General features: G+C 62.0%; 18 protein-coding genes and 1 pseudogene. 10 read left to right on the top strand and 9 right to left on the bottom strand.

The genetic code is table 11. From position 1 onward, the window contains the following. Window positions 1-121 precede the first annotated feature (121 nt). Complete coding sequence (locus BM416_RS03305) at window positions 122-1,018, top strand: LysR substrate-binding domain-containing protein (protein ID WP_092485332.1); 897 nt, start codon at window positions 122-124, stop codon at window positions 1,016-1,018. Here BM416_RS03305 and dhaL read toward each other — a convergent pair. The 7 genes from dhaL to BM416_RS03270 form a co-directional block, all read right to left on the bottom strand. Further along, window positions 975-1,622 carry a dihydroxyacetone kinase subunit DhaL gene (gene dhaL / locus BM416_RS03300; RefSeq protein WP_092485329.1) on the bottom strand — a complete coding sequence of 216 codons (648 nt, stop codon included), beginning with the start codon at window positions 1,620-1,622 and terminating at the stop codon, window positions 975-977. The genes BM416_RS03305 and dhaL overlap by 44 nt on opposite strands. A 3-nt stretch (window positions 1,623-1,625) precedes the next feature. Then, on the bottom strand, window positions 1,626-2,627 hold the full coding sequence (locus BM416_RS03295) for a dihydroxyacetone kinase subunit DhaK (protein WP_092485326.1): 1,002 nt from the start codon (window positions 2,625-2,627) through the stop codon (window positions 1,626-1,628). A gap of 84 nt (window positions 2,628-2,711) precedes the next feature. Then, window positions 2,712-3,827 carry an MDR/zinc-dependent alcohol dehydrogenase-like family protein gene (locus BM416_RS03290; RefSeq protein ID WP_092485323.1) on the bottom strand — a complete coding sequence of 372 codons (1,116 nt, stop codon included), beginning with the start codon at window positions 3,825-3,827 and terminating at the stop codon, window positions 2,712-2,714. Between the two features lie 27 nt (window positions 3,828-3,854). Further along, the gene (locus tag BM416_RS03285; protein WP_092485320.1) at window positions 3,855-4,610 is read right to left on the bottom strand and encodes an SDR family oxidoreductase; all 756 of its coding nucleotides are present in this window, start codon (window positions 4,608-4,610) and stop codon (window positions 3,855-3,857) included. A gap of 150 nt (window positions 4,611-4,760) precedes the next feature. Next, window positions 4,761-5,768 (bottom strand): substrate-binding domain-containing protein, encoded by a 1,008-nt coding sequence (locus tag BM416_RS03280; protein ID WP_027608639.1) that lies wholly within the window; start codon window positions 5,766-5,768, stop codon window positions 4,761-4,763. A 36-nt stretch (window positions 5,769-5,804) separates the two neighbouring features. Then, window positions 5,805-6,782, bottom strand: a complete 978-nt coding sequence (locus tag BM416_RS03275) for an ABC transporter permease (protein WP_027608638.1) — start codon at window positions 6,780-6,782, stop codon at window positions 5,805-5,807. Further along, complete coding sequence (locus tag BM416_RS03270) at window positions 6,779-8,266, bottom strand: sugar ABC transporter ATP-binding protein (RefSeq protein ID WP_074847010.1); 1,488 nt, start codon at window positions 8,264-8,266, stop codon at window positions 6,779-6,781. Before BM416_RS03270 ends, BM416_RS03275 begins: the two co-directional genes overlap by 4 nt. 283 nt (window positions 8,267-8,549) lie before the next feature. Here BM416_RS03270 and rpiB point away from each other — a divergent pair, with 283 nt between their 5' ends. From rpiB to BM416_RS03255, 3 genes are all read left to right on the top strand, one after another. Further along, entirely contained in the window at window positions 8,550-9,011 is a 462-nt protein-coding gene (gene rpiB, locus BM416_RS03265) for a ribose 5-phosphate isomerase B (protein ID WP_016969738.1), read from the top strand. Window positions 9,012-9,074: 63 nt separating this feature from the next. After that, window positions 9,075-10,055 carry a sugar-binding transcriptional regulator gene (locus BM416_RS03260; protein ID WP_027608636.1) on the top strand — a complete coding sequence of 327 codons (981 nt, stop codon included), beginning with the start codon at window positions 9,075-9,077 and terminating at the stop codon, window positions 10,053-10,055. Between the two features lie 440 nt (window positions 10,056-10,495). Beyond that, a complete protein-coding gene (locus BM416_RS03255; RefSeq protein ID WP_092485317.1) occupies window positions 10,496-12,064 on the top strand; it encodes a TerC family protein in 1,569 nt (522 codons plus the stop codon). Window positions 12,065-12,083: 19 nt separating this feature from the next. On the opposite strand, the pseudogene BM416_RS03250 reads toward BM416_RS03255, so the two are convergent. Both BM416_RS03250 and BM416_RS03245 read right to left on the bottom strand, forming a co-directional pair. After that, window positions 12,084-12,374: pseudogene (locus tag BM416_RS03250) on the bottom strand (thioredoxin family protein); the annotation flags it as partial. 76 nt (window positions 12,375-12,450) lie between these two features. Then, on the bottom strand, window positions 12,451-12,699 hold the full coding sequence (locus BM416_RS03245) for a hypothetical protein (RefSeq protein WP_092485314.1): 249 nt from the start codon (window positions 12,697-12,699) through the stop codon (window positions 12,451-12,453). A gap of 332 nt (window positions 12,700-13,031) precedes the next feature. Here BM416_RS03245 and BM416_RS03240 point away from each other — a divergent pair, with 332 nt between their 5' ends. The 6 genes from BM416_RS03240 to BM416_RS03215 all read left to right on the top strand — a co-directional run bounded on the left by BM416_RS03240 (window position 13,032) and on the right by BM416_RS03215 (window position 17,388). After that, entirely contained in the window at window positions 13,032-13,880 is an 849-nt protein-coding gene (locus BM416_RS03240) for a transporter substrate-binding domain-containing protein (protein ID WP_027608633.1), read from the top strand. A gap of 52 nt (window positions 13,881-13,932) precedes the next feature. After that, window positions 13,933-14,595: an amino acid ABC transporter permease gene (locus BM416_RS03235; RefSeq protein ID WP_090403350.1), complete on the top strand. Its 663-nt coding sequence runs from the start codon at window positions 13,933-13,935 to the stop codon at window positions 14,593-14,595. An 11-nt stretch (window positions 14,596-14,606) separates the two neighbouring features. Next, on the top strand, window positions 14,607-15,269 hold the full coding sequence (locus BM416_RS03230; RefSeq protein ID WP_027608631.1) for an amino acid ABC transporter permease: 663 nt from the start codon (window positions 14,607-14,609) through the stop codon (window positions 15,267-15,269). Then, the gene (locus BM416_RS03225; protein ID WP_065941974.1) at window positions 15,266-16,048 is read left to right on the top strand and encodes an amino acid ABC transporter ATP-binding protein; all 783 of its coding nucleotides are present in this window, start codon (window positions 15,266-15,268) and stop codon (window positions 16,046-16,048) included. The genes BM416_RS03230 and BM416_RS03225 overlap by 4 nt, the downstream gene beginning before the upstream one ends. 16 nt (window positions 16,049-16,064) lie before the next feature. Then, window positions 16,065-16,454, top strand: coding sequence for a RidA family protein (locus BM416_RS03220; RefSeq protein ID WP_092485311.1), 390 nt, complete (start codon window positions 16,065-16,067; stop codon window positions 16,452-16,454). A 169-nt stretch (window positions 16,455-16,623) separates the two neighbouring features. Then, window positions 16,624-17,388 carry an IclR family transcriptional regulator gene (locus tag BM416_RS03215; protein ID WP_065927191.1) on the top strand — a complete coding sequence of 255 codons (765 nt, stop codon included), beginning with the start codon at window positions 16,624-16,626 and terminating at the stop codon, window positions 17,386-17,388. Window positions 17,389-17,393: the final 5 nt, after the last annotated feature.

Below are 17,393 nucleotides of genomic sequence, written 5' to 3'. Positions count from 1 at the left end.
AATACGGTTGACGGACATCGCAAAGGCTCTCTAGTGTTGAAGTGCTTCGAGCTTATCCCCGGCTGCTGCTGACATTGTTAGCCCGTGTGGAGCGCTTCATTACCTTTGAGCTAATCCTGTTATGGACATCCGCCATTTTCGCTACTTCCTGGCCGTGGCCAGGCAGCGCAACTTCACCCGCGCCGCCGAGCAATTGGGCATTGCGCCGCCGACCCTGAGCCGGCAGATCCAGGACATGGAAACCAGCCTCGGCACGCGCTTGTTTATCCGTCGGCAACGCGAAGTCAGCCTCACTGAAGCCGGCGCCGCCTTGCTGGTCGAAGCCGAAGCCACCGTGCGCCAGTTCGAATTCGCCCAACGCCATGCCCAGCGCGCGGGGCGTGGCGAGATCGGTCATATCGAATTGGGTTACGTAGCCTCGGCGCTGTACGCCGGGCTGTTGCAGCGGCAGATGCGTGCGTTCGGCAAGGCATTTCCCGACGTCAGCGTGACGGTGCGCGAATGCGCCATGGCCACGCTGCCGAGTGCGGTGGCGGACGGGCGCTATGACATCGGCTACATCCGCTCGCCGATGACCTTGCCCGAGGGGGTGGAGGCGGTGCGCCTGGACGGCGAAGGTTTTGTCCTGGCGCTGCCCCAGGATTCCTGGCTGCTGGGGCTCGCGGCCATAGGCTGCGAACACCTGCAAAACGAGACATTTATCCTGCCGGAGCAAATCAGCGGCACCCTGCATGTCGCCGCGCAAGGCGGTTATGCCCCGCGCCTGGGGCCACAGCCGGGCGGGCTGGTCGCGGTGGTGGCGCTGGTGTCGATGGGGCAGGGCGTGGCGGTGGTGCCCGCGTCAATGGTCGGGCATGTGCAGATGCCGGGCGTGGTGTACCGCAGCATTCAGGGCTGCGACGCATCGTCGTGGCTGTCGCTGATTCACCGGCGCTTCGAGAAAGCGCCGGCGGTGGTGCGGTATATCCAGCAGGTCAAGCACTCAGGCGCGGCTGCACCGAATCCGCCAGGCGCGTAAGGATCAGGCAGCACGACACCGCCCCCGCATCCAGCACGCCGAGTGAGCGCTCGCCCAGGCGACTGGCGCGGCCGATCTTCGCCACCAGGTCCTTGGTGGAGTCGCGCCCTTGGGAGGCGGCGGTTTTCATCGCTTCCAGTGCATCACTGAAGGACGCCCCCGAGGCGTGCGCGCGCTCGAAGGCTTCCACCGCCGGGATCAATGTGTCCATCAGGCACTTGTCGCCCACGCCCGCTTCGGTGATGTCCTGCAACGAGGTCAGGCCGCCACGCAACAGGTGGGCGAAGGTGGCTGCGTCGATGTCGTCACGGCCACGCACTTCGTCGGCCATGCCGATAAACAGGCTGCCATACAACGGCCCCATGGAGCCGCCGATGCCTTCCATCAGGCTCAGGGTCAGTTCATCCAGGGCTTCGGCGAGGCTCAGTTGGCGACCTTCGATCGTGCGCCCGCAATGGGCGAAGCCCTTGGCCATGTTGATGCCATGGTCGCCGTCGCCAATCGCGCCGTCGACTTCGCTGAGGTATTCACGGTTGGCCACGATCACACTGACCAGGTCGGTGACGATGGCGCTGCCGTGGTGGCTGGAAAAATGCTGGCTCATGGTTCAGTCCGCCTGGGTCATGCCGATGGAGCGGCAGGGTTGGTCGATCAGGGTTTTCAACTCCGCGTCGAGGCCGAGCAGGGTCAGGGTCACGCCCATCATTTCCAGGGAGGTGAAGTAGTTGCCGACGTAGCAACGGTGAATCTTCAAACCCTTGGCCTTGAGTTGGCGTTCCACCTCGGCGTAGAAAATATACAGCTCCATCACCGGCGTGGCGCCAAGACCGGAGACCAGCACCACCACGCTATCATCCTGGCTGAAGTCGCGGTCGGCGAGGATCGGCGCGAGCATGCGCTCGGCCATGGCGGCGGCGGACTCAATGGGGATGACCTCAATGCCCGGTTCGCCGTGATGGCCGATGCCCAGTTCCATCTGGCCGTCGGGGATCTGGAAGTTGGGCTTGCCCACGGCGGCAATGGTGCAGGGCGTGAGGCCGATGCCAATCGAGCGGCAGTGGTCGACGGTTTTCTGCGCGACGCGAATCACGCCGTCGAGGTCGTAGTGCTGGGCGGCTGCGGCACCGCCGATCTTCCACATGAAGATTTCCCCGGCCACGCCGCGACGCTTGGCGATCTCGGCCTTGGGCGCGGAGGCCACGTCGTCGTTGGCGACCACGGTGCGGATGCGCATGTCTTTGCTGGCGGCCATTTTCATCGCCAGCTTCACGTTCATATTGTCGCCGGCATAGTTGCCGTACAGGCAGGCCACGCCGGCGCCATGGTCGGCGGCGCGGAAGGCGTCGAAAAAGCTCTTGGCGGTGGGCGAGGAGAAAATCTCGCCGACGGCCACCGCGTCGACCAGGCCGGGGCCGACATAGCCGAGAAAGGCCGGCTCATGGCCGGAGCCGCCCCCCGTGACAATGCCGACACGCCCTGGCCCGGAAGGCCTGGCCTTGACGATCACTCGTGGGTTGCTTTCGTACTGGCGCAGTTCGGGGTGCGCAACCAGGATGCCGCGCAGCATGTCCTCGACCACTTGGTCCGGATCGTTGATGACTCGATTCATAACGCGGGTTCCTGTTTTTATGGGTTCACCGCTATCCAAATGTGGGAGGGGCTGGCCCCTCCCACATTTGGACCTGTCGGGTGCTTAGGGCTCTAGTACAACCTTGAGCGACTTGTCGCCACGTTCCATCACCGCAAACGCTTCCTTGAAGTCCGCCAGGGCGAACTTGTGGGTCACCACATCGCGCATATCGATCTTGCGGTTGCCGATAAAGTCGATGGCCCGCGGGTACATGTACGGCCCCAGGTGCGAGCCGAGGATGTCCAGCTCCTTGCGGTCGCCGATGATCGACCAGTCCACCGTGGCCTCGTCGTTGAATACGCTGAACTCCACGAAGCGCCCCAGCTTGCGCAGCATCGCCAGGCCCTGGTTCACCGCCTTGTGGTGCCCGGTGGCCTCGATATAGATGTCGCAGCCATAGCCGTCGGTGATCGCGCGGATGTTGGCCAGTACGTCCACTTCGGCCGGGTTCCACACTTCGTCGGCGCCCATGCGCAGGGCGAGGGCGGCGCGTTCGGGTTTCATGTCGAGCACGATGAGTTTTTTCGGGTTGCGCAAGCGTACGGCGCCGATGATGCCCAGGCCCAGGGTACCGGCGCCGGCCACCACCACAATGTCATCATGGTCGACGTTGGCGCGTTCCGCCGCATGCAGTGAGCAGGCCAGGGGTTCGATCAGGATCGCTTCATCGGGGGCGATGGATTCCGGCACTTTGTGAATGATGCCTTCCTTGGTGAAGATCATGTACTGGGCCATGGCACCCTGCACATTGTTCTGGAAACCATAGAGGTCGTGTTTCTGGCACATCCAGTACTGGCCGTGGTTGCAGAAGCGACAGCCCCAGCACGGCACGATCTGCTCCGAGATCACCCGGTCACCGACCTTCACGCCGCGCTTTTCCGCGCCTGGGCCCAGGGCCACCACGCGACACACGAACTCATGGCCGGGGATCATCGGCGGCTTGACGTAGCGCGGTTGCTCGGCATCGCCCCAGAACGACGGCGCGCCGCGATAGGTCTTGATGTCGCCCATGCAAATGCCGCACAACTCGACCTTGGTGAGGATTTCATCGGGGCCGGGCGTGGGCACGTCGACGGTTTCCAGGCGATAGTCTTCCGGGCCATGGCAAACCACGGCCTGCATGGTTTTCGGGATGACCGGCGAGAGTTGTTCGGGTGTGCGTTCGGTGACAGTGGACATGACAAAACCTCACGACAGATAAATGAATTACTGAATGCTGTAGCCGCCGTCGATCACCAGGTTGGCGCCGGTGATCATCTGCGCGGCATCGCTGAGCAGGTACAGCGCCAGCCCGGCGATTTCCTCCGGCTGCGCAAAGCGGCCCGCCGGGATCTGCAATTTGGCCCGTTCGCCGACTTCACCGGCCCAGGCCTTCTTGCCCAGCGCGGTCTCGACGATGGTGGGGGAGATGGCGTTGACATTGATGTGCGGCGCCCATTCCATGGCCAATACCTTGGTCATGCCGACGATGGCCGCCTTGCTGGCGCAGTAGGCGACGTGGCGGTCGAGGCCGATCACCGCCGCCTGGGACGCGAGGTTGACGATGCGCCCGCTGCCCTGGGCGAGCATGTGCCGCGCGCAGGCCTGGGCCACGAAGAAGCTGGCCTTGAGGTTGATGTCCAGGGTGGTGTCCCAGGCGCTTTCGCTGACATCGACGGCCTTGTCCAGCAGGGCCACGCCGGCGCTGTTGATCAGGTAGTCCAGGCGTTGGAAGTGTGCGAAGACCTGGTCGATGGTGTGTTGCACCTGGTTGATCCGGCTGAGGTCGACGGCAATGCCCAGATGCCCGACACCCAGGCCTGCCGCCACTTCAACCACCGCCGGGTCGCGGTCGAGCAAAGCCACGCGGGCGCCGCGCTCCACCAGCAGGCTGGCACAGGCCAGGCCGATACCGGCGGCGCCGCCGGTAATCACCGCGCAACGGCCGTTGAGGTCGAAGGCTTGGTTCCAGAATCCAGACATTTACATGACTCCATTTTCGAAAACAGTGAAGATCTCGTGTGGGAGGGGGCTTGCCCCCGATGGCGGTGGGTCAGTCACCTGATCTATCACTGGTACACCGCCATCGGGAGCAAGCCCCCTCCAACACTTGACTGTATTTCAAGCCAATAACTACTTACCGCCACTGACCTGTTTGTACAGCGCATCGGCGTTGGCGTTAGTCACGGGCACCCACGGCAGGATGTAGGTCTTGGCCGTGCCATCGCCCCATTTCACGTCCTTGGCATAGCGCTCCCAGATCACCGACTGCGGTTTGTAGTCCTTGCCGGCCAGTGCGCGCAACGCCACGTCCAGTGCGCCCTGGGACTGGGCCTGGGCGTCCTGGAGGAAGGTGGTGACTTCGTCTTTTTTCGCCGCCTGGATCGCGTCCGGCATGCCGTCGATGGACGTGACGGGCACATCCTTGGAGGTCAGGCCGTGGGATTTGAGGGCCTGCACGGCGCCGAGGGCCATGTCGTCGTTCTGCGCGATCACGCCGTTGATGCCTTTGGGGTGGGCGTTCAACCAGTCTTCGGTCAGCGCCAGGGCCTGGGCGCGGTCCCAGTTGGCGGTCTTTTTCTCGATGATCTTGATGCCAGGGTGCTTGCCCAGCACTTCCAGCTCGCCTTTCTCGCGGTCGATCTGCGCCGACTGGCCAATCGGGCCCTGGATGATCACCACGTTGCCCTTGCCGTTGAGCTTGTCGACCATGGCCTGGGCCTGCAGGCGGCCGCCTTCGACGTCATCGTTACCGACGTAGGGCACCGAGGCGTCGGCGACCTTGGTGTTGGAGGCGATAACCACCACGTCGTTGCTCATGGCTTGCTTGACGGTGCCGACGCCGGCCTTGGTGTCGATCGGCACGAACAGGATTGCGTCATAGCGCTGGGTCACCATGTTTTCGATCTGGTTGTTCTGGGTCAGGGCGTCGTAGTTGCCGTCGAACACGGTCAACTGCACGGTGCCATCCTTGACCGCCGGGTGCTCCTTGAGCTCGCGGACCCAGTTCTGCATGAACTGGCCCTTGAGGCCATAGACGGCCGCGCCGACCTTGTAGGTCTTGCCATCAGCGGCCATTGCGATACTGCCGGCGAGCAGGGAGAGAGCCGCCGCGGCGGCCAGGGTGGTACCAAGTTTCATGGGGGGAACTCCGGTTATTGTTGTAGTGGTCGTTCTCTAGCGTTTTTTCTTGCGCCACACGTCGATCAGTACTGCAAACACGATGATCAGGCCCTTGGCGACCTGCTGGTAATAGGAGGACACGCCGAGCAGGTTCAGGCCGTTGTTGATCACGCCGATCAGCAACGCGCCGAACAGCGTGCCGACAATGCTGCCGGTGCCGCCCGACAGGCTGGTGCCGCCGATCACCACGGCGGCTATCGCGTCCAACTCATAGGACACCCCGGCCTGGGGCAGGGCGGAGGTGGTGCGTGCCGACAGCACCACGCCGGCCAACCCGGCGAGCAGGCCGGACACCACGTACACCGAAAACATCACCTTGCGCACGCCGATCCCGGAGGTGCGCGCGCTCTTTTCATTGCCGCCCACCGCGTACACGTAGCGGCCGTAGGTGGTGTAGCGCAGCACCATCCAGAAGATCAGCGCGACCACCGCAAAGATGATGATCGGCACGCCAATCGGGCCGATCTTTCCGATGCCCAGGGCCAGGTAGGCGTCGGGCAGGTCGGTGATCGGGCTGCCGTCGTTGAGGATGAAGGTCATGCCGCGGGCAATGCTGAGCATGCCGAGGGTGGCCACGAACGGTGGGATCGACAGGTTGGCGACCATAAAGCCGTTGACCACGCCGAGCATCGCCCCGGCAAACATCCCCGCACTCACCGCCGCCAGCAGCCCGTAGCCCTGGGTCGCGACCATGGCGCTGCACAATCCGGCAAAGGCCAGGATCGAGCCGACGGAAAGGTCGATGCCCTTGGTCAGGATCACGTAGGTCATGCCCACCGCGAGGATGCCGTTGATGGAGGTCTGGCGCAGGATGTCCATCCAGTTGCGCCAGGTCATGAAGTACTCGCTGGAAAACGCCATCACCACGCACAGCAGGATAAACACCAGCGGCAGGCCGAAACGGTCGAGGGACAGGCGCAGGCGGTTGCGCGGTGCGGTGGTGATAGGGGCGGCAATGGTTTTGGCATTCATGAGGCAAGACTCAACAGGGCTTCCTGGGAAAGGGCGGTGTCGGTGCTGATGGTCACCAGGCGGCCGCCCTTGAAGACGGCGATGCGGTCACTCAGGTGCAACAGTTCCGGGGCTTCCGACGACACCACGATGGCGGCGCCACCGGCGCGCACGAATTGATCCAGCAGGTGGTAGATCTCCTGCTTGGCGCCCTCATCGATCCCCCGGGTCGGCTCATCGCAGAGCAGGCACACCGGTTCGGTCGACAGGCATTTGGCGAGCACCACTTTCTGTTGGTTGCCGCCGCTCATGGACGCCACCGGCAGTTCCAGTGAGGTGGTTTTGATCTGCAGGCGCTTGACCATGTCCTGGGCCAGTTGGGTTTCCTTGCGTGCGTTGATCAGCGACCAGCTCGACAGGCGTTTGTAGGCCGACAGCGCAATGTTGGAAAGAATGCTGCCGGTGAGCACCAGGCCGCTGTCCTTGCGGTCTTCGGTGACCAGCGACATGCCGGCATTGATGGTCGCCTTGGGCAGGCCGACGGGCATGGGCTTGCCTTGCAGGGTGACGCTGCCGGAGTCGGCCACGGTCAGGCCATAGATGCAGTTGAGGAATTCACTGCGCCCCGAGCCCATCAGGCCGTAGATGCCGAGGATTTCACCCTGGCGCAGTTGCAGGCTGATGTCGTGGAACTCGCCGGCGCGGCTGAGGTTGTCGACTTGCAGGCAGGTGTCGGCGGCGCATTCGCGGCCGACCTTGTGGTCGATGCGGGTCAGTTCCTGGCCAACGATGCCGCGCACCAGGTGGTCGCGGTCGATATCGGCCATGCGTCCGCTTTCCACAAAGGCGCCGTCGCGGAAGATGCTGTAGTCATCGGCGATCTGCGCCAGTTCGCTCAATCGGTGCGATACATAGACGATGCCGGCGCCCCGCGCGGTGAGGCGGCGAATCGCCTTGAACAGGGTTTCGGCTTCGCGCTCGCCAATGGCCGAGGTGGGCTCGTCCATGATCATCACCTGGCAGTCATGGCTGAACGCCTTGGCGATTTCCACCAGCTGGATCTGCGCCACGCTCAGGCGGTGCATGGGGCTGCTCGCGTCGACATCGAATTCCAGGCTTTCCAGCAGTTCGCGGGTGCGGCGGTTCAAGGCCTTGTTGTCGACGATGCAGCCGGCGCGGCGCGGTTCGCGGCCCAGCCAGATGTTTTCGGCGACGGTCATGTAGGGGATCGGTTCCAGTTCCTGGGTGATCATCGCGATCCCCGCCGCGAGGGCTTCGCTGGGGCGATTGAACTGTACGGCGGTGCCGTTGAGCAGAATGCTGCCGGCATCACGCGGGGTGATGCCCATCAGGATGCTCAGGAAAGTCGACTTGCCTGCGCCGTTGCCGCCGCACAGGGCGTGGACGCTGCCGGCCCGCAGAGAGAGGCGCCCGTCACGCAGGGCAGGGATCCCGGCGTAAGCCTTGGCGACGTGTTCAGCCTGGAGCAGTAATGGCGTGGCCATCGGCGTGTCCTCGTGCTGTGAATTCTTATTAGGTCGCACAGTCATGTTTCGCTGTGATCATATGTGTATCAAATGAAATTCTGATCAGTCAATCTCTTTCATGTAAATGCTGCGATTCTGATCTTTTTCGCCAATTACCCTTTTTTAGAGCGCTTTGACTGACAGGTCAGTTAAATCCCGCTTGACAGAAGAGGGGTAACGCCTGCGAAATGAATGATAGAAATTTCATTGAGTGATCAATTGATCAGTTGTAAGCACCCTCACGGCAGCGGAGCCAGACACCATGAACACACCTTTCCCGGTGGCTATCGGATGCGATGAAGCGGGTTTTGAGCTCAAGGAGCTGTTAAAGCGCCATATCGAGGCGCTGGGCTATCCGGTGACCGACTTCGGCACCCATTCCACCGCGCCGGTGTTGTACCCGGACATCGCCCTGGCCGTGGCCACCGCCATCAACGCCGGGCAGCAGCGCCTGGGCGTGCTGGTGTGCGGCACGGGGATCGGCATGGCGATCTCGGCCAACAAGGTGCTCGGGATTCGCGCGGCCCAGGCCCATGACACGTACTCGGCAGAGCGGGCGCGCAAGAGCAACGATGCGCAGATCCTCTCTATCGGCGCGCGGGTGATCGGCGCCGAACTGGCGAAAAGCATCGTCAAGTCGTTCCTGGAGTCGGAGTTCGAGGCGGCCCGTTCCGGGGCCAAGGTCGAGCGCATCAATGCGATCGAGCGCGATGGGCATCAATAGTGGACGTAGCAGGGCAAGAGTCGGGAGAATGCGCCTTTGACGCCGAAACGGAAGCCCGTCCCCATGAGTGACAGTACCCAGCGCATGGCCAGCGATATTGATCAGATGACCGAAGTGGCGATGCTCTATTACCTCGAGAACGTCACTCAGGAAGCCATCGCCAAGCGCTTCGACCTGTCCCGGGCAAAAGTCAGCCGATTGCTCAAACGTGCGCGGGATGAGGGCATTGTCGAGGTGCGCGTCTTGCAGCATCCGGCGATGAACAACGAGCTGGAACAGGCCTTGGTGGCGCGCTTCAAGCTGGATCGCGCGTTGATCGCGGTGGACCACAGCGACCCCGATACCCAGCGCTCGGCCGTCGCCAGCCTGGTGGCCAACTACCTGAACAAGACCTTGAGCGACGGCATGATCGTCGCCGTGGGCATGGGCCGCAACGTCGGCGCCGTGGCTGATAACGTGTTCCTGCCGGTGACGCGCAACTGCACATTTGTCTGCGCCATTGGCGGTTCGCTCAAGGCCGGCGAATACATGAACCCCGATCACATCTGCCGGCGCCTGGCCCTGCGCTTTGGCGGCGAGAGTGAAAGCCTGTACGCCCCGGCCCTGGTGGCCAACCCGGAGTTGCGCGGGGTGTTGATCAACAACGACACGGTGCGCTCGACCCTCGACCGTGCGCGGCGGGCTGACATGGCGCTGATCGGCATCGGCGACATGAGCGAAAACAGCAATATGGTGCGCATGGGCTGGTTCTCGCCCCAGGAAATCGCCCAGGCTCGCCTGTCCGGCACCGTGGGCGACATGATGGGCTATGACTTCATCGACATCCACGGCCAGCCGGCAGTCAACGCGATCCAGGGGCGAGTGATCGGGTTGACGGTGCAGGAGTTGTTTCGCATCCCGGACGTGGTGGCGATTGCCAGCGAGAACACCAAGGCGGCGGCCACGCTGGGGGCGTTGCGTTCGGGGGTGATCAATACCCTCGCAACCACCGTCACTAATGCCCACACCATTCTGGCGCTGGACGACGCAACCCGTAAAACCTGACACGCCCTCATCGGGGCGTGGGTATCTACACAACGTTGGCTCAACGCCGGACGCCCGGCAGATAGGGCTGTTGTGGTGAGCGGGCTTGTCGAATCGTCGCACCGCCCGCTCACCACAGAGATTTGGCAGGATCTGAAAATACCCATGCTCATCGGGGGCAAGCCCCTTCCCACATGATTTTGTGTGGGGTTCGAAGACAGGTTTTGTAATAGTTTTGCGTTGCAGGAAATTTGTATTTCGCCTGTAGGATTCAAGTCCTTTTGTTATTTCAGGACCTGCATGAACATCCTCTCGGAGCCTCCCAGTCGTCTTTCCCCAAGACATCCGCCGCCGCTGTTCCCGCTGAAACATCCCGTATCCCGACTGCCAGCCGTGTCCCGGTCCACTGACCGCGCCTTGCCGTGCCCGGCATTCTGAAACCTGTAGAGAGACTTGTATAAATGGAATGGTTAGCGGATCCAACGGCCTGGCTCGGCCTGTTGACCTTGATTGTGCTGGAACTGGTGCTGGGCATCGACAACCTGGTGTTTATTGCGATCCTGGCGGACAAGCTGCCGCCGGAGCAGCGCGACCGTGCGCGCTTGATCGGTTTGTCCCTGGCGTTGCTGATGCGCCTGGGCCTGTTGGCGAGTATTTCCTGGTTGGTGACCCTGACCCAGCCGCTGTTCGAGGTGTTCGACAAGAGCTTCTCCGGCCGTGACCTGATCATGCTGTTCGGCGGTGTGTTCCTGTTGTTCAAGGCCACCATGGAATTGCATGAACGCCTGGAAGGCCATGTGGCCCAGCGCACCGGTAACGTGGCATACGCCATGTTCTGGCCGATTGTGGCGCAGATCGTGGTGCTCGACGCGGTGTTCTCCCTGGATGCGGTGATCACGGCCGTGGGCATGGTGGATGAGCTGGCGGTGATGATGATCGCGGTGATCATTTCCATCGGCCTGATGATCGTCGCGAGCAAGCCGCTCACACGCTTCGTCAACGCCCACCCGACGGTGATCATGCTGTGCCTGGGCTTCCTGATGATGATCGGTTTTGCCCTGACCGCCGAAGGCCTGGGTTTCCATATTCCCAAGGGTTACCTGTACGCGGCGATTGGTTTCTCGATCCTGATCGAGGTGTTCAACCAGATTGCCCGCGCGCGTCGCAAGAAGTCGGCCCAGAGCGTGTTGCCGGTGCGTGAGCGCACGGCCCATGCGGTGATGCGCTTGCTCGGCGGTCGCAGCCTGGCGGTGGAGGAGGTGGGGGAAGAGGTGGCTGACCTGTTGGGCGAGACGGATGCCGCCCAGGGGCCGCTGTTCGACCGACGCGAGCGGGTGATGATCAGTGGTGTGCTGCAACTGGCCGAGCGGCCGATCCGCAGCTTGATGACGCCGCGGGCCAACGTTGACTTTATCGACCTGGCGGACGACGCCGACACGATTCGCCTGAAGCTGATGCATTCGTCCTATTCGCGCCTGCCGCTGATCCGCAATGGCGCGGTGGATGAGCCGCTGGGCTTTGTGCACAAGAAGGAGTTGCTCAAGGAATACCTGGCCGGCAACGAGCCGAACCTGGAGCACCTCGCACGCCGGGCGATCAACCTGCTGGAGAGCTTTTCGATCCTCAACGCCCTGGAGCAGATGCGCCAGGAATCCACCCATATCGCCTTCGTGATCAACGAATTCGGTGACTTCATGGGCGTATTGAGCATGACCGACATTCTTGAATCCATCGCCGGTGAGTTGCCGGATGCCAGTGAGATCGAAGGGCCGGATATTGTCGAGGAGGGCGCGGGCTTCCGTGCCAATGGCGCCCTCAACCTCACCCAGATTCGTCAGCGTACCGGCTTCAAGGCTGTTGCGACCGAGGACTACCAGACCCTGGCCGGCCTGGTCATGAGCCTGCTCGACCGCCTGCCGGTGGTGGGCGATAGCCTGGAGCATGAGGGCTGGCGCCTGACGGTGGCGGCGGTAGAGGAGCGGCGGGTGACGCAGGTGTTATTGCAGCCTTACGGCGTGCATAACGCCTGAAGGTGTCCTCCACAAACTGCGCTTGCTGCTCCTCGGGCCCGAAACCCTTGAATGTTTCCATCAAGGTGCCGTTCTGGAAGATCAGCAGCGTCGGGGTGCCTGTAACCTGCGGGTGCCTCGGCGTTTTCGCGCAATCGAGCACCAGGCTCACTACTGATCGGTACTGGGCGGCAATCTGCTCAAACAGCGGCCCGGCTACCCCGCAGGCCGGGCAGTGAGCTGAGATGAACAGCATGAACACCGGGCGCGAACTGCTCAGCACGCGCCGGTAGTCGTCGGTAGTGGCAATGGTTGCAGTGGCAATCCCCATGATGATCTCCCTTTGGGCCTTGCAGGATTTTTGCCAACGCTAAGCCCGGGGGACCGTTACCGTCTACTGTCAACCTTCACAGGTCTGCCTCACGCTCCACACGTTCCCGGGCCTTGCGCGCCTGGTTTGCGCACTTGCGGTATTCCTCATTGTCCCGGGAGGCCTTGGCCCGGCGGTAGTCGTGGTGGTTCTGGCTGGTGTAGTTGGTGTCGAAGGCTTCCTTGAGCCTGCGCAGTTCTTCCTTGCATTCGCGGCGGTCGTTGCTGGCCGACGCGTTGCCGGCTGCCAGCAAGGTGAGCACCACCAGGGTAAGACATGACTTCATCAGGGCAGGGTCCTTGTCGGCAGGGATGTGCCAAGGCTAGTCCAGCGTGGGGATTTTTCCACGCTGCGCGCGCACTGCAACGGTGCGCGGTAACGCTGCTGCAGTGCGTCCAAAGGGACCTGTCACCGCCATATGGGGCCTTGGGTAGCAAAGTGATTGCAGATACTGGCGTAGCGCCTTGTCTCCCAGAAATATTTATCTATCTGATTTAACAAGCCTTTATTACAGGCATGTTTTTGTTTGGGGGCGTGTGGCACACTTTCTGCTGTCTATTCCGTTGTTACATACTAAGTTCCGGTATAGCGGAATACACAACTCCTGGAGTGCTTGTCATGCATCACCGACCTTCCGTGTTTAAAGCGTGTGTTTTTCTCTTCGCCGCATCGGCTTCCCTCGCAGGCATCGTGCAGGCGGCGGACAGCAAGCTCGATGATGTGCTCAAGCGTGGGCACCTGATCGTGGGTACAGGCAGTACCAATGCGCCGTGGCACTTCCAGGGAGCGGATGGCAAGTTGCAGGGGTTTGATATCGACATCGGCCGGATTGTGGCCAAGGGGTTGTTCAACGACCCGAGCAAGGTCGAGTTTGTGGTGCAGTCCTCCGACGCCCGCATTCCCAACCTGCTGACCGACAAGGTCGACATGAGCTGCCAGTTCATCACCGTCACCGCCAGCCGTGCCCAGCAAGTGGCGTTCACGCTGCCGTACTACCGCGAAGGCGTGGGCCTGCTGCTGCCGAACAACAGCAAGTACAAGGAAATCGAAGACCTGCAGGCGGCGGGCGATGGCGTCACCGTGGCGGTGCTGCAGAACGTGTATGCCGAAGAACTGGTGCACCAGGCGCTGCCCAAGGCCAAGGTCGACCAGTACGACAGCGTCGACCTGATGTACCAGGCGGTGAACTCCGGTCGCGCCGATGCTGCCGCCACCGACCAGTCCTCGGTCAAGTACCTGATGGTGCAGAACCCTGGCCGCTACCGCAGCCCGGCCTATGCCTGGAGTCCGCAGACCTACGCGTGTGCGGTCAAGCGTGGCGACCAGGACTGGCTGAACTTCGTCAACACCGCGCTGCATGAAGCCATGACCGGTGTGGAATTCCCCACCTACAAGGCGTCGTTCAAGCAGTGGTTCGGTGTGGACCTGCCGGAACCTGCCATCGGCTTCCCCGTCGAGTTCAAGTGATTCGTGAAAACCGGGGCGCCGCCAACGGCGCCCCCATCAGGTACTGCTGACCATGAACTATCAGTTGAACTTTGCCGCCGTGTGGCGCGATTTCGACACCTTGCTGGCGGGGCTCGGCCTGGGCCTGCAACTGGCATTGCTGTCGATCGCCATCGGCTGCGTGATCGGCCTGTTGATGGCGTTTGCCATGCTGTCCAGACACCGTGCGCTGCGCATCTTCGCCTCGGTGTATGTGACGGTGATCCGCAATACGCCGATCCTGGTGCTGATCCTGTTGATCTACTTTGCGTTGCCCAGCCTGGGTATCCGCCTGGACAAGATCCCGTCGTTCATCATCACCCTGTCGCTGTACGCCGGTGCCTACCTGACCGAAGTGTTCCGCGCCGGGCTGTTGAATATTCCCAAGGGCTTGCGCGAAGCCGGACTGGCCATTGGCCTCGGCGAATGGCGGATCCGCGCCTACATCACCGTACCGGTGATGCTGCGCAATGTATTGCCGGCGCTGTCGAACAACTTCATTTCGCTGTTCAAGGACACTTCCCTGGCCGCCGCCATCGCAGTGCCCGAGCTGACCTATTACGCCCGCAAGATCAACGTCGAAAGCTACCGGGTGATTGAAACCTGGTTGGTCACGACCGCGCTCTACGTGGCGGCCTGTTACCTCATTGCCATGCTGCTCCGTTATCTGGAGCAGCGTCTGGCGATCCGTCGTTAAGGAGGGTGTCCATGTACGAGTCCCCCAGCTGGCTGCATGAGTTGTGGATCGCCCGGGATACGCTCTGGGCGGGGTTTCAGGCCAGTGTCGCGGTGTCGGCGCTGGCGATTATCTTTGGCACGCTGATCGGTATCGTCGCCGGGTTGATCCTGACCTACGGCAAATTCTGGATGCGCGCACCGTTTCGCCTGTATGTCGACCTGATCCGTGGCACGCCGGTGTTTGTGCTGGTGTTGGCGTGTTTCTACATGCTGCCGGCGCTCGGTTGGAAAATCACCGCGTTCCAGGCCGGCGCCGTCGGGCTCACGCTGTTCTGCGGCTCCCACGTGTCGGAAATCGTGCGCGGTGCACTGCAAGCCATTCCCCGTGGGCAGCTGGAAGCAGGCAAGGCGATTGGCCTGACGTTCCAGCAGTCCCTGGCCTACGTGCTGCTGCCCCAGGCGCTGCGGCAGATCCTGCCGACCTGGGTCAATTCCTCGACGGAAATCGTCAAGGCCTCGACCTTGCTCTCGGTGATCGGCGTGGCCGAATTGCTGCTGAGTACCCAACAAGTGATCGCGCGTACCTTCATGACCCTGGAGTTCTACCTGTTCGCCGGGTTTCTGTTCTTTGTCATCAACTACGCCATCGAGTTATTCGGGCGCTACATTGAAAAGCGGGTGGCCTTGCCATGAACCAACCTCAAACAACCGAGCCGCTGCTGGACATCCGCGGCCTGCGTAAACAATACGGCGAGGTCGAAGTGCTCAAGGGCGTCGACCTGTCCATGGAGCGCGGCAACGTGGTGACGTTGATCGGCTCCAGCGGCTCGGGCAAGACCACCTTGCTGCGTTGCGTCAACCTGCTGGAAGAATTCCAGGGCGGGCAGATCACCCTCGATGGCGAGTCCATCGGCTACAGCGACATCGGCGGCAAGCGTGTGCGTCACCCTGAACGGGTGATCGCCCAGCACCGGGCGATGACCGGCATGGCGTTCCAGCAGTTCAACCTGTTTCCCCATCTGAGCGCGTTGCAGAACGTCACCCTCGGCCTGTTGAAGGTTAAGAAAATGCCTAAGGACGAGGCGGTGGCACTCGCGGAAAAATGGTTGGACCGTGTAGGACTTTTGCAGCGCCGCGATCACTTTCCCGGCCAACTGTCCGGCGGCCAGCAGCAGCGTGTGGCGATAGCCCGTGCCATTGCCATGAACCCGAGCCTGATGCTGTTCGACGAAGTCACTTCGGCCCTCGACCCGGAATTGGTGGGCGAGGTGCTCAGTGTGATCAAGGGCCTGGCGGAAGAGGGCATGACCATGTTGCTGGTCACCCACGAAATGCGCTTTGCCTATGAAGTCTCGGACAAGATCGTCTTCATGAACCAGGGCCGGATTGAAGAGCAGGGCTCGTCGAAGGACATCTTCGAGCGGCCGCAATCGCCGCGCCTGGCGGAATTTCTCAAGAACATTCGTTTTTAATCAGGAGCATCGTTTTATGAGCATCACTCGTTACGGAGCCGGCAGTACGGCCGGCGGTGGCCAGCCGCGTCCCTTCGCCCGCGCGGTGGAAGCGGACGGTTGGTTGTACGTCTCGGGCCAAGTGCCTGCGGTGGACGGCGAAATCATCACCGGCGGGATTATCGAGCAAACCCGGCAGACCCTGCGCAACGTGGTGGCGATCCTCGAAGAAGCCGGCTACGAGTTGAAAGATGTGGTGCGGGTCGGCGTGTGGCTGGAAGACCCGCGTGACTTTTGGAGTTTCAACAAGGTCTTCGGCGAATACTTCACCCCGGAACACGCCCCGGCGCGGGCCTGTGTGCAGGCCAGCATGATGGTGGATTGCAAGGTCGAGATTGATTGCGTGGCCTACAAGAAAAAGGGCTAAATTGCCCTCACTCTTAAGCCCACTGCAAATCCAATGTGGGAGGGGGCTTGCCCCCGATGGCGGTGAGTCAGTCACAAATGTATGTGCTGACACTCCCTCATCGGGGGCAAGCCCCCTCCCACAGGAGAATTGTGTCGTACCCAACAACTTCGACCGGACCGAAATTGCCATGACCGAAGACACCATCAAACGCCGCGCCAAAGGCCTGGACCGTGCATTCGATATCCTCGATTTTCTCAAGGAAATCGGCCAGCCCCTGCGCCCGAATGATATTGCCAGCGGCATCGGCAGCCCCAAATCCACGGTCTACGAATTGGTCGCGTCCCTGTTGGAGCGGCGCATCCTCGAAACCGTGGGCAAGGACGGTCACGTCTACCTCGGCCGCCAGCTGTACTTCCTCGGCCAGGCGCACCTGCGCCATTTCGACCTGACCCGCGAGGCCGACCACGCCTTGCAGGAGATCGTCAGCCAAACCCACGAAACCGCGCAGATGTGCCTGCTCAACGGGCGCAAATACACGGTGGCGCTGATGCGCGAAGGCGAGCGGCATTTCCGTATTTCCTCGGACATCGGTGAAGACGCGCCGATCCCATGGACCGCCTCCGGGCGCCTGTTGCTGGGGCACTTGAGCGACCAGCAGATCATCGACCTGATCGACCACGACGACTTTATCCTGCCGGACGGCCAGCGCCTGCCGCTGGAGACCTTTCTCGCGCAAATCCGCCAGGCCACCCTCGATGGGTTCTTTTCCTTCGACAGTGTGGCCGACACCTTTACCCACTGCTTTGCCGCCCCGGTCCGGGACGCGCAGGGCATCAGCATTGCGACGCTGTGCATCGTCGCCCCTCGGGCCGATGCGAGCAAAAACTACAACGACTACCGCCGGGTGTTGATCGACAGCGCCAACAACCTGGCCCGTCGCATCAACGAATAGGAGTA

This window comes from Pseudomonas sp. NFACC42-2 (genome assembly GCF_900116055.1).
Taxonomy (GTDB): Bacteria; Pseudomonadota; Gammaproteobacteria; order Pseudomonadales; family Pseudomonadaceae; genus Aquipseudomonas; species Aquipseudomonas marginalis.
Note: the sequence above shows the minus strand (reverse complement) of the source record. Positions and strands in the feature narration are given on the sequence as shown.

Bases quoted from the DNA above. Each gene is read 5' to 3' on its own strand.
- BM416_RS03305 (WP_092485332.1), top strand. From the start codon at position 122: ATGGACATCCGCCATTTTCGCTACTTCCTGGCCGTGGCCAGGCAGCGC.
- dhaL (WP_092485329.1), bottom strand. From the start codon at position 1,622: ATGAGCCAGCATTTTTCCAGCCACCACGGCAGCGCCATCGTCACCGAC.
- BM416_RS03295 (WP_092485326.1), bottom strand. From the start codon at position 2,627: ATGAATCGAGTCATCAACGATCCGGACCAAGTGGTCGAGGACATGCTG.
- BM416_RS03290 (WP_092485323.1), bottom strand. From the start codon at position 3,827: ATGTCCACTGTCACCGAACGCACACCCGAACAACTCTCGCCGGTCATC.
- BM416_RS03285 (WP_092485320.1), bottom strand. From the start codon at position 4,610: ATGTCTGGATTCTGGAACCAAGCCTTCGACCTCAACGGCCGTTGCGCG.
- BM416_RS03280 (WP_027608639.1), bottom strand. From the start codon at position 5,768: ATGAAACTTGGTACCACCCTGGCCGCCGCGGCGGCTCTCTCCCTGCTC.
- BM416_RS03275 (WP_027608638.1), bottom strand. From the start codon at position 6,782: ATGAATGCCAAAACCATTGCCGCCCCTATCACCACCGCACCGCGCAAC.
- BM416_RS03270 (WP_074847010.1), bottom strand. From the start codon at position 8,266: ATGGCCACGCCATTACTGCTCCAGGCTGAACACGTCGCCAAGGCTTAC.
- rpiB (WP_016969738.1), top strand. From the start codon at position 8,550: ATGAACACACCTTTCCCGGTGGCTATCGGATGCGATGAAGCGGGTTTT.
- BM416_RS03260 (WP_027608636.1), top strand. From the start codon at position 9,075: ATGAGTGACAGTACCCAGCGCATGGCCAGCGATATTGATCAGATGACC.
- BM416_RS03255 (WP_092485317.1), top strand. From the start codon at position 10,496: ATGGAATGGTTAGCGGATCCAACGGCCTGGCTCGGCCTGTTGACCTTG.
- BM416_RS03245 (WP_092485314.1), bottom strand. From the start codon at position 12,699: ATGAAGTCATGTCTTACCCTGGTGGTGCTCACCTTGCTGGCAGCCGGC.
- BM416_RS03240 (WP_027608633.1), top strand. From the start codon at position 13,032: ATGCATCACCGACCTTCCGTGTTTAAAGCGTGTGTTTTTCTCTTCGCC.
- BM416_RS03235 (WP_090403350.1), top strand. From the start codon at position 13,933: ATGAACTATCAGTTGAACTTTGCCGCCGTGTGGCGCGATTTCGACACC.
- BM416_RS03230 (WP_027608631.1), top strand. From the start codon at position 14,607: ATGTACGAGTCCCCCAGCTGGCTGCATGAGTTGTGGATCGCCCGGGAT.
- BM416_RS03225 (WP_065941974.1), top strand. From the start codon at position 15,266: ATGAACCAACCTCAAACAACCGAGCCGCTGCTGGACATCCGCGGCCTG.
- BM416_RS03220 (WP_092485311.1), top strand. From the start codon at position 16,065: ATGAGCATCACTCGTTACGGAGCCGGCAGTACGGCCGGCGGTGGCCAG.
- BM416_RS03215 (WP_065927191.1), top strand. From the start codon at position 16,624: ATGACCGAAGACACCATCAAACGCCGCGCCAAAGGCCTGGACCGTGCA.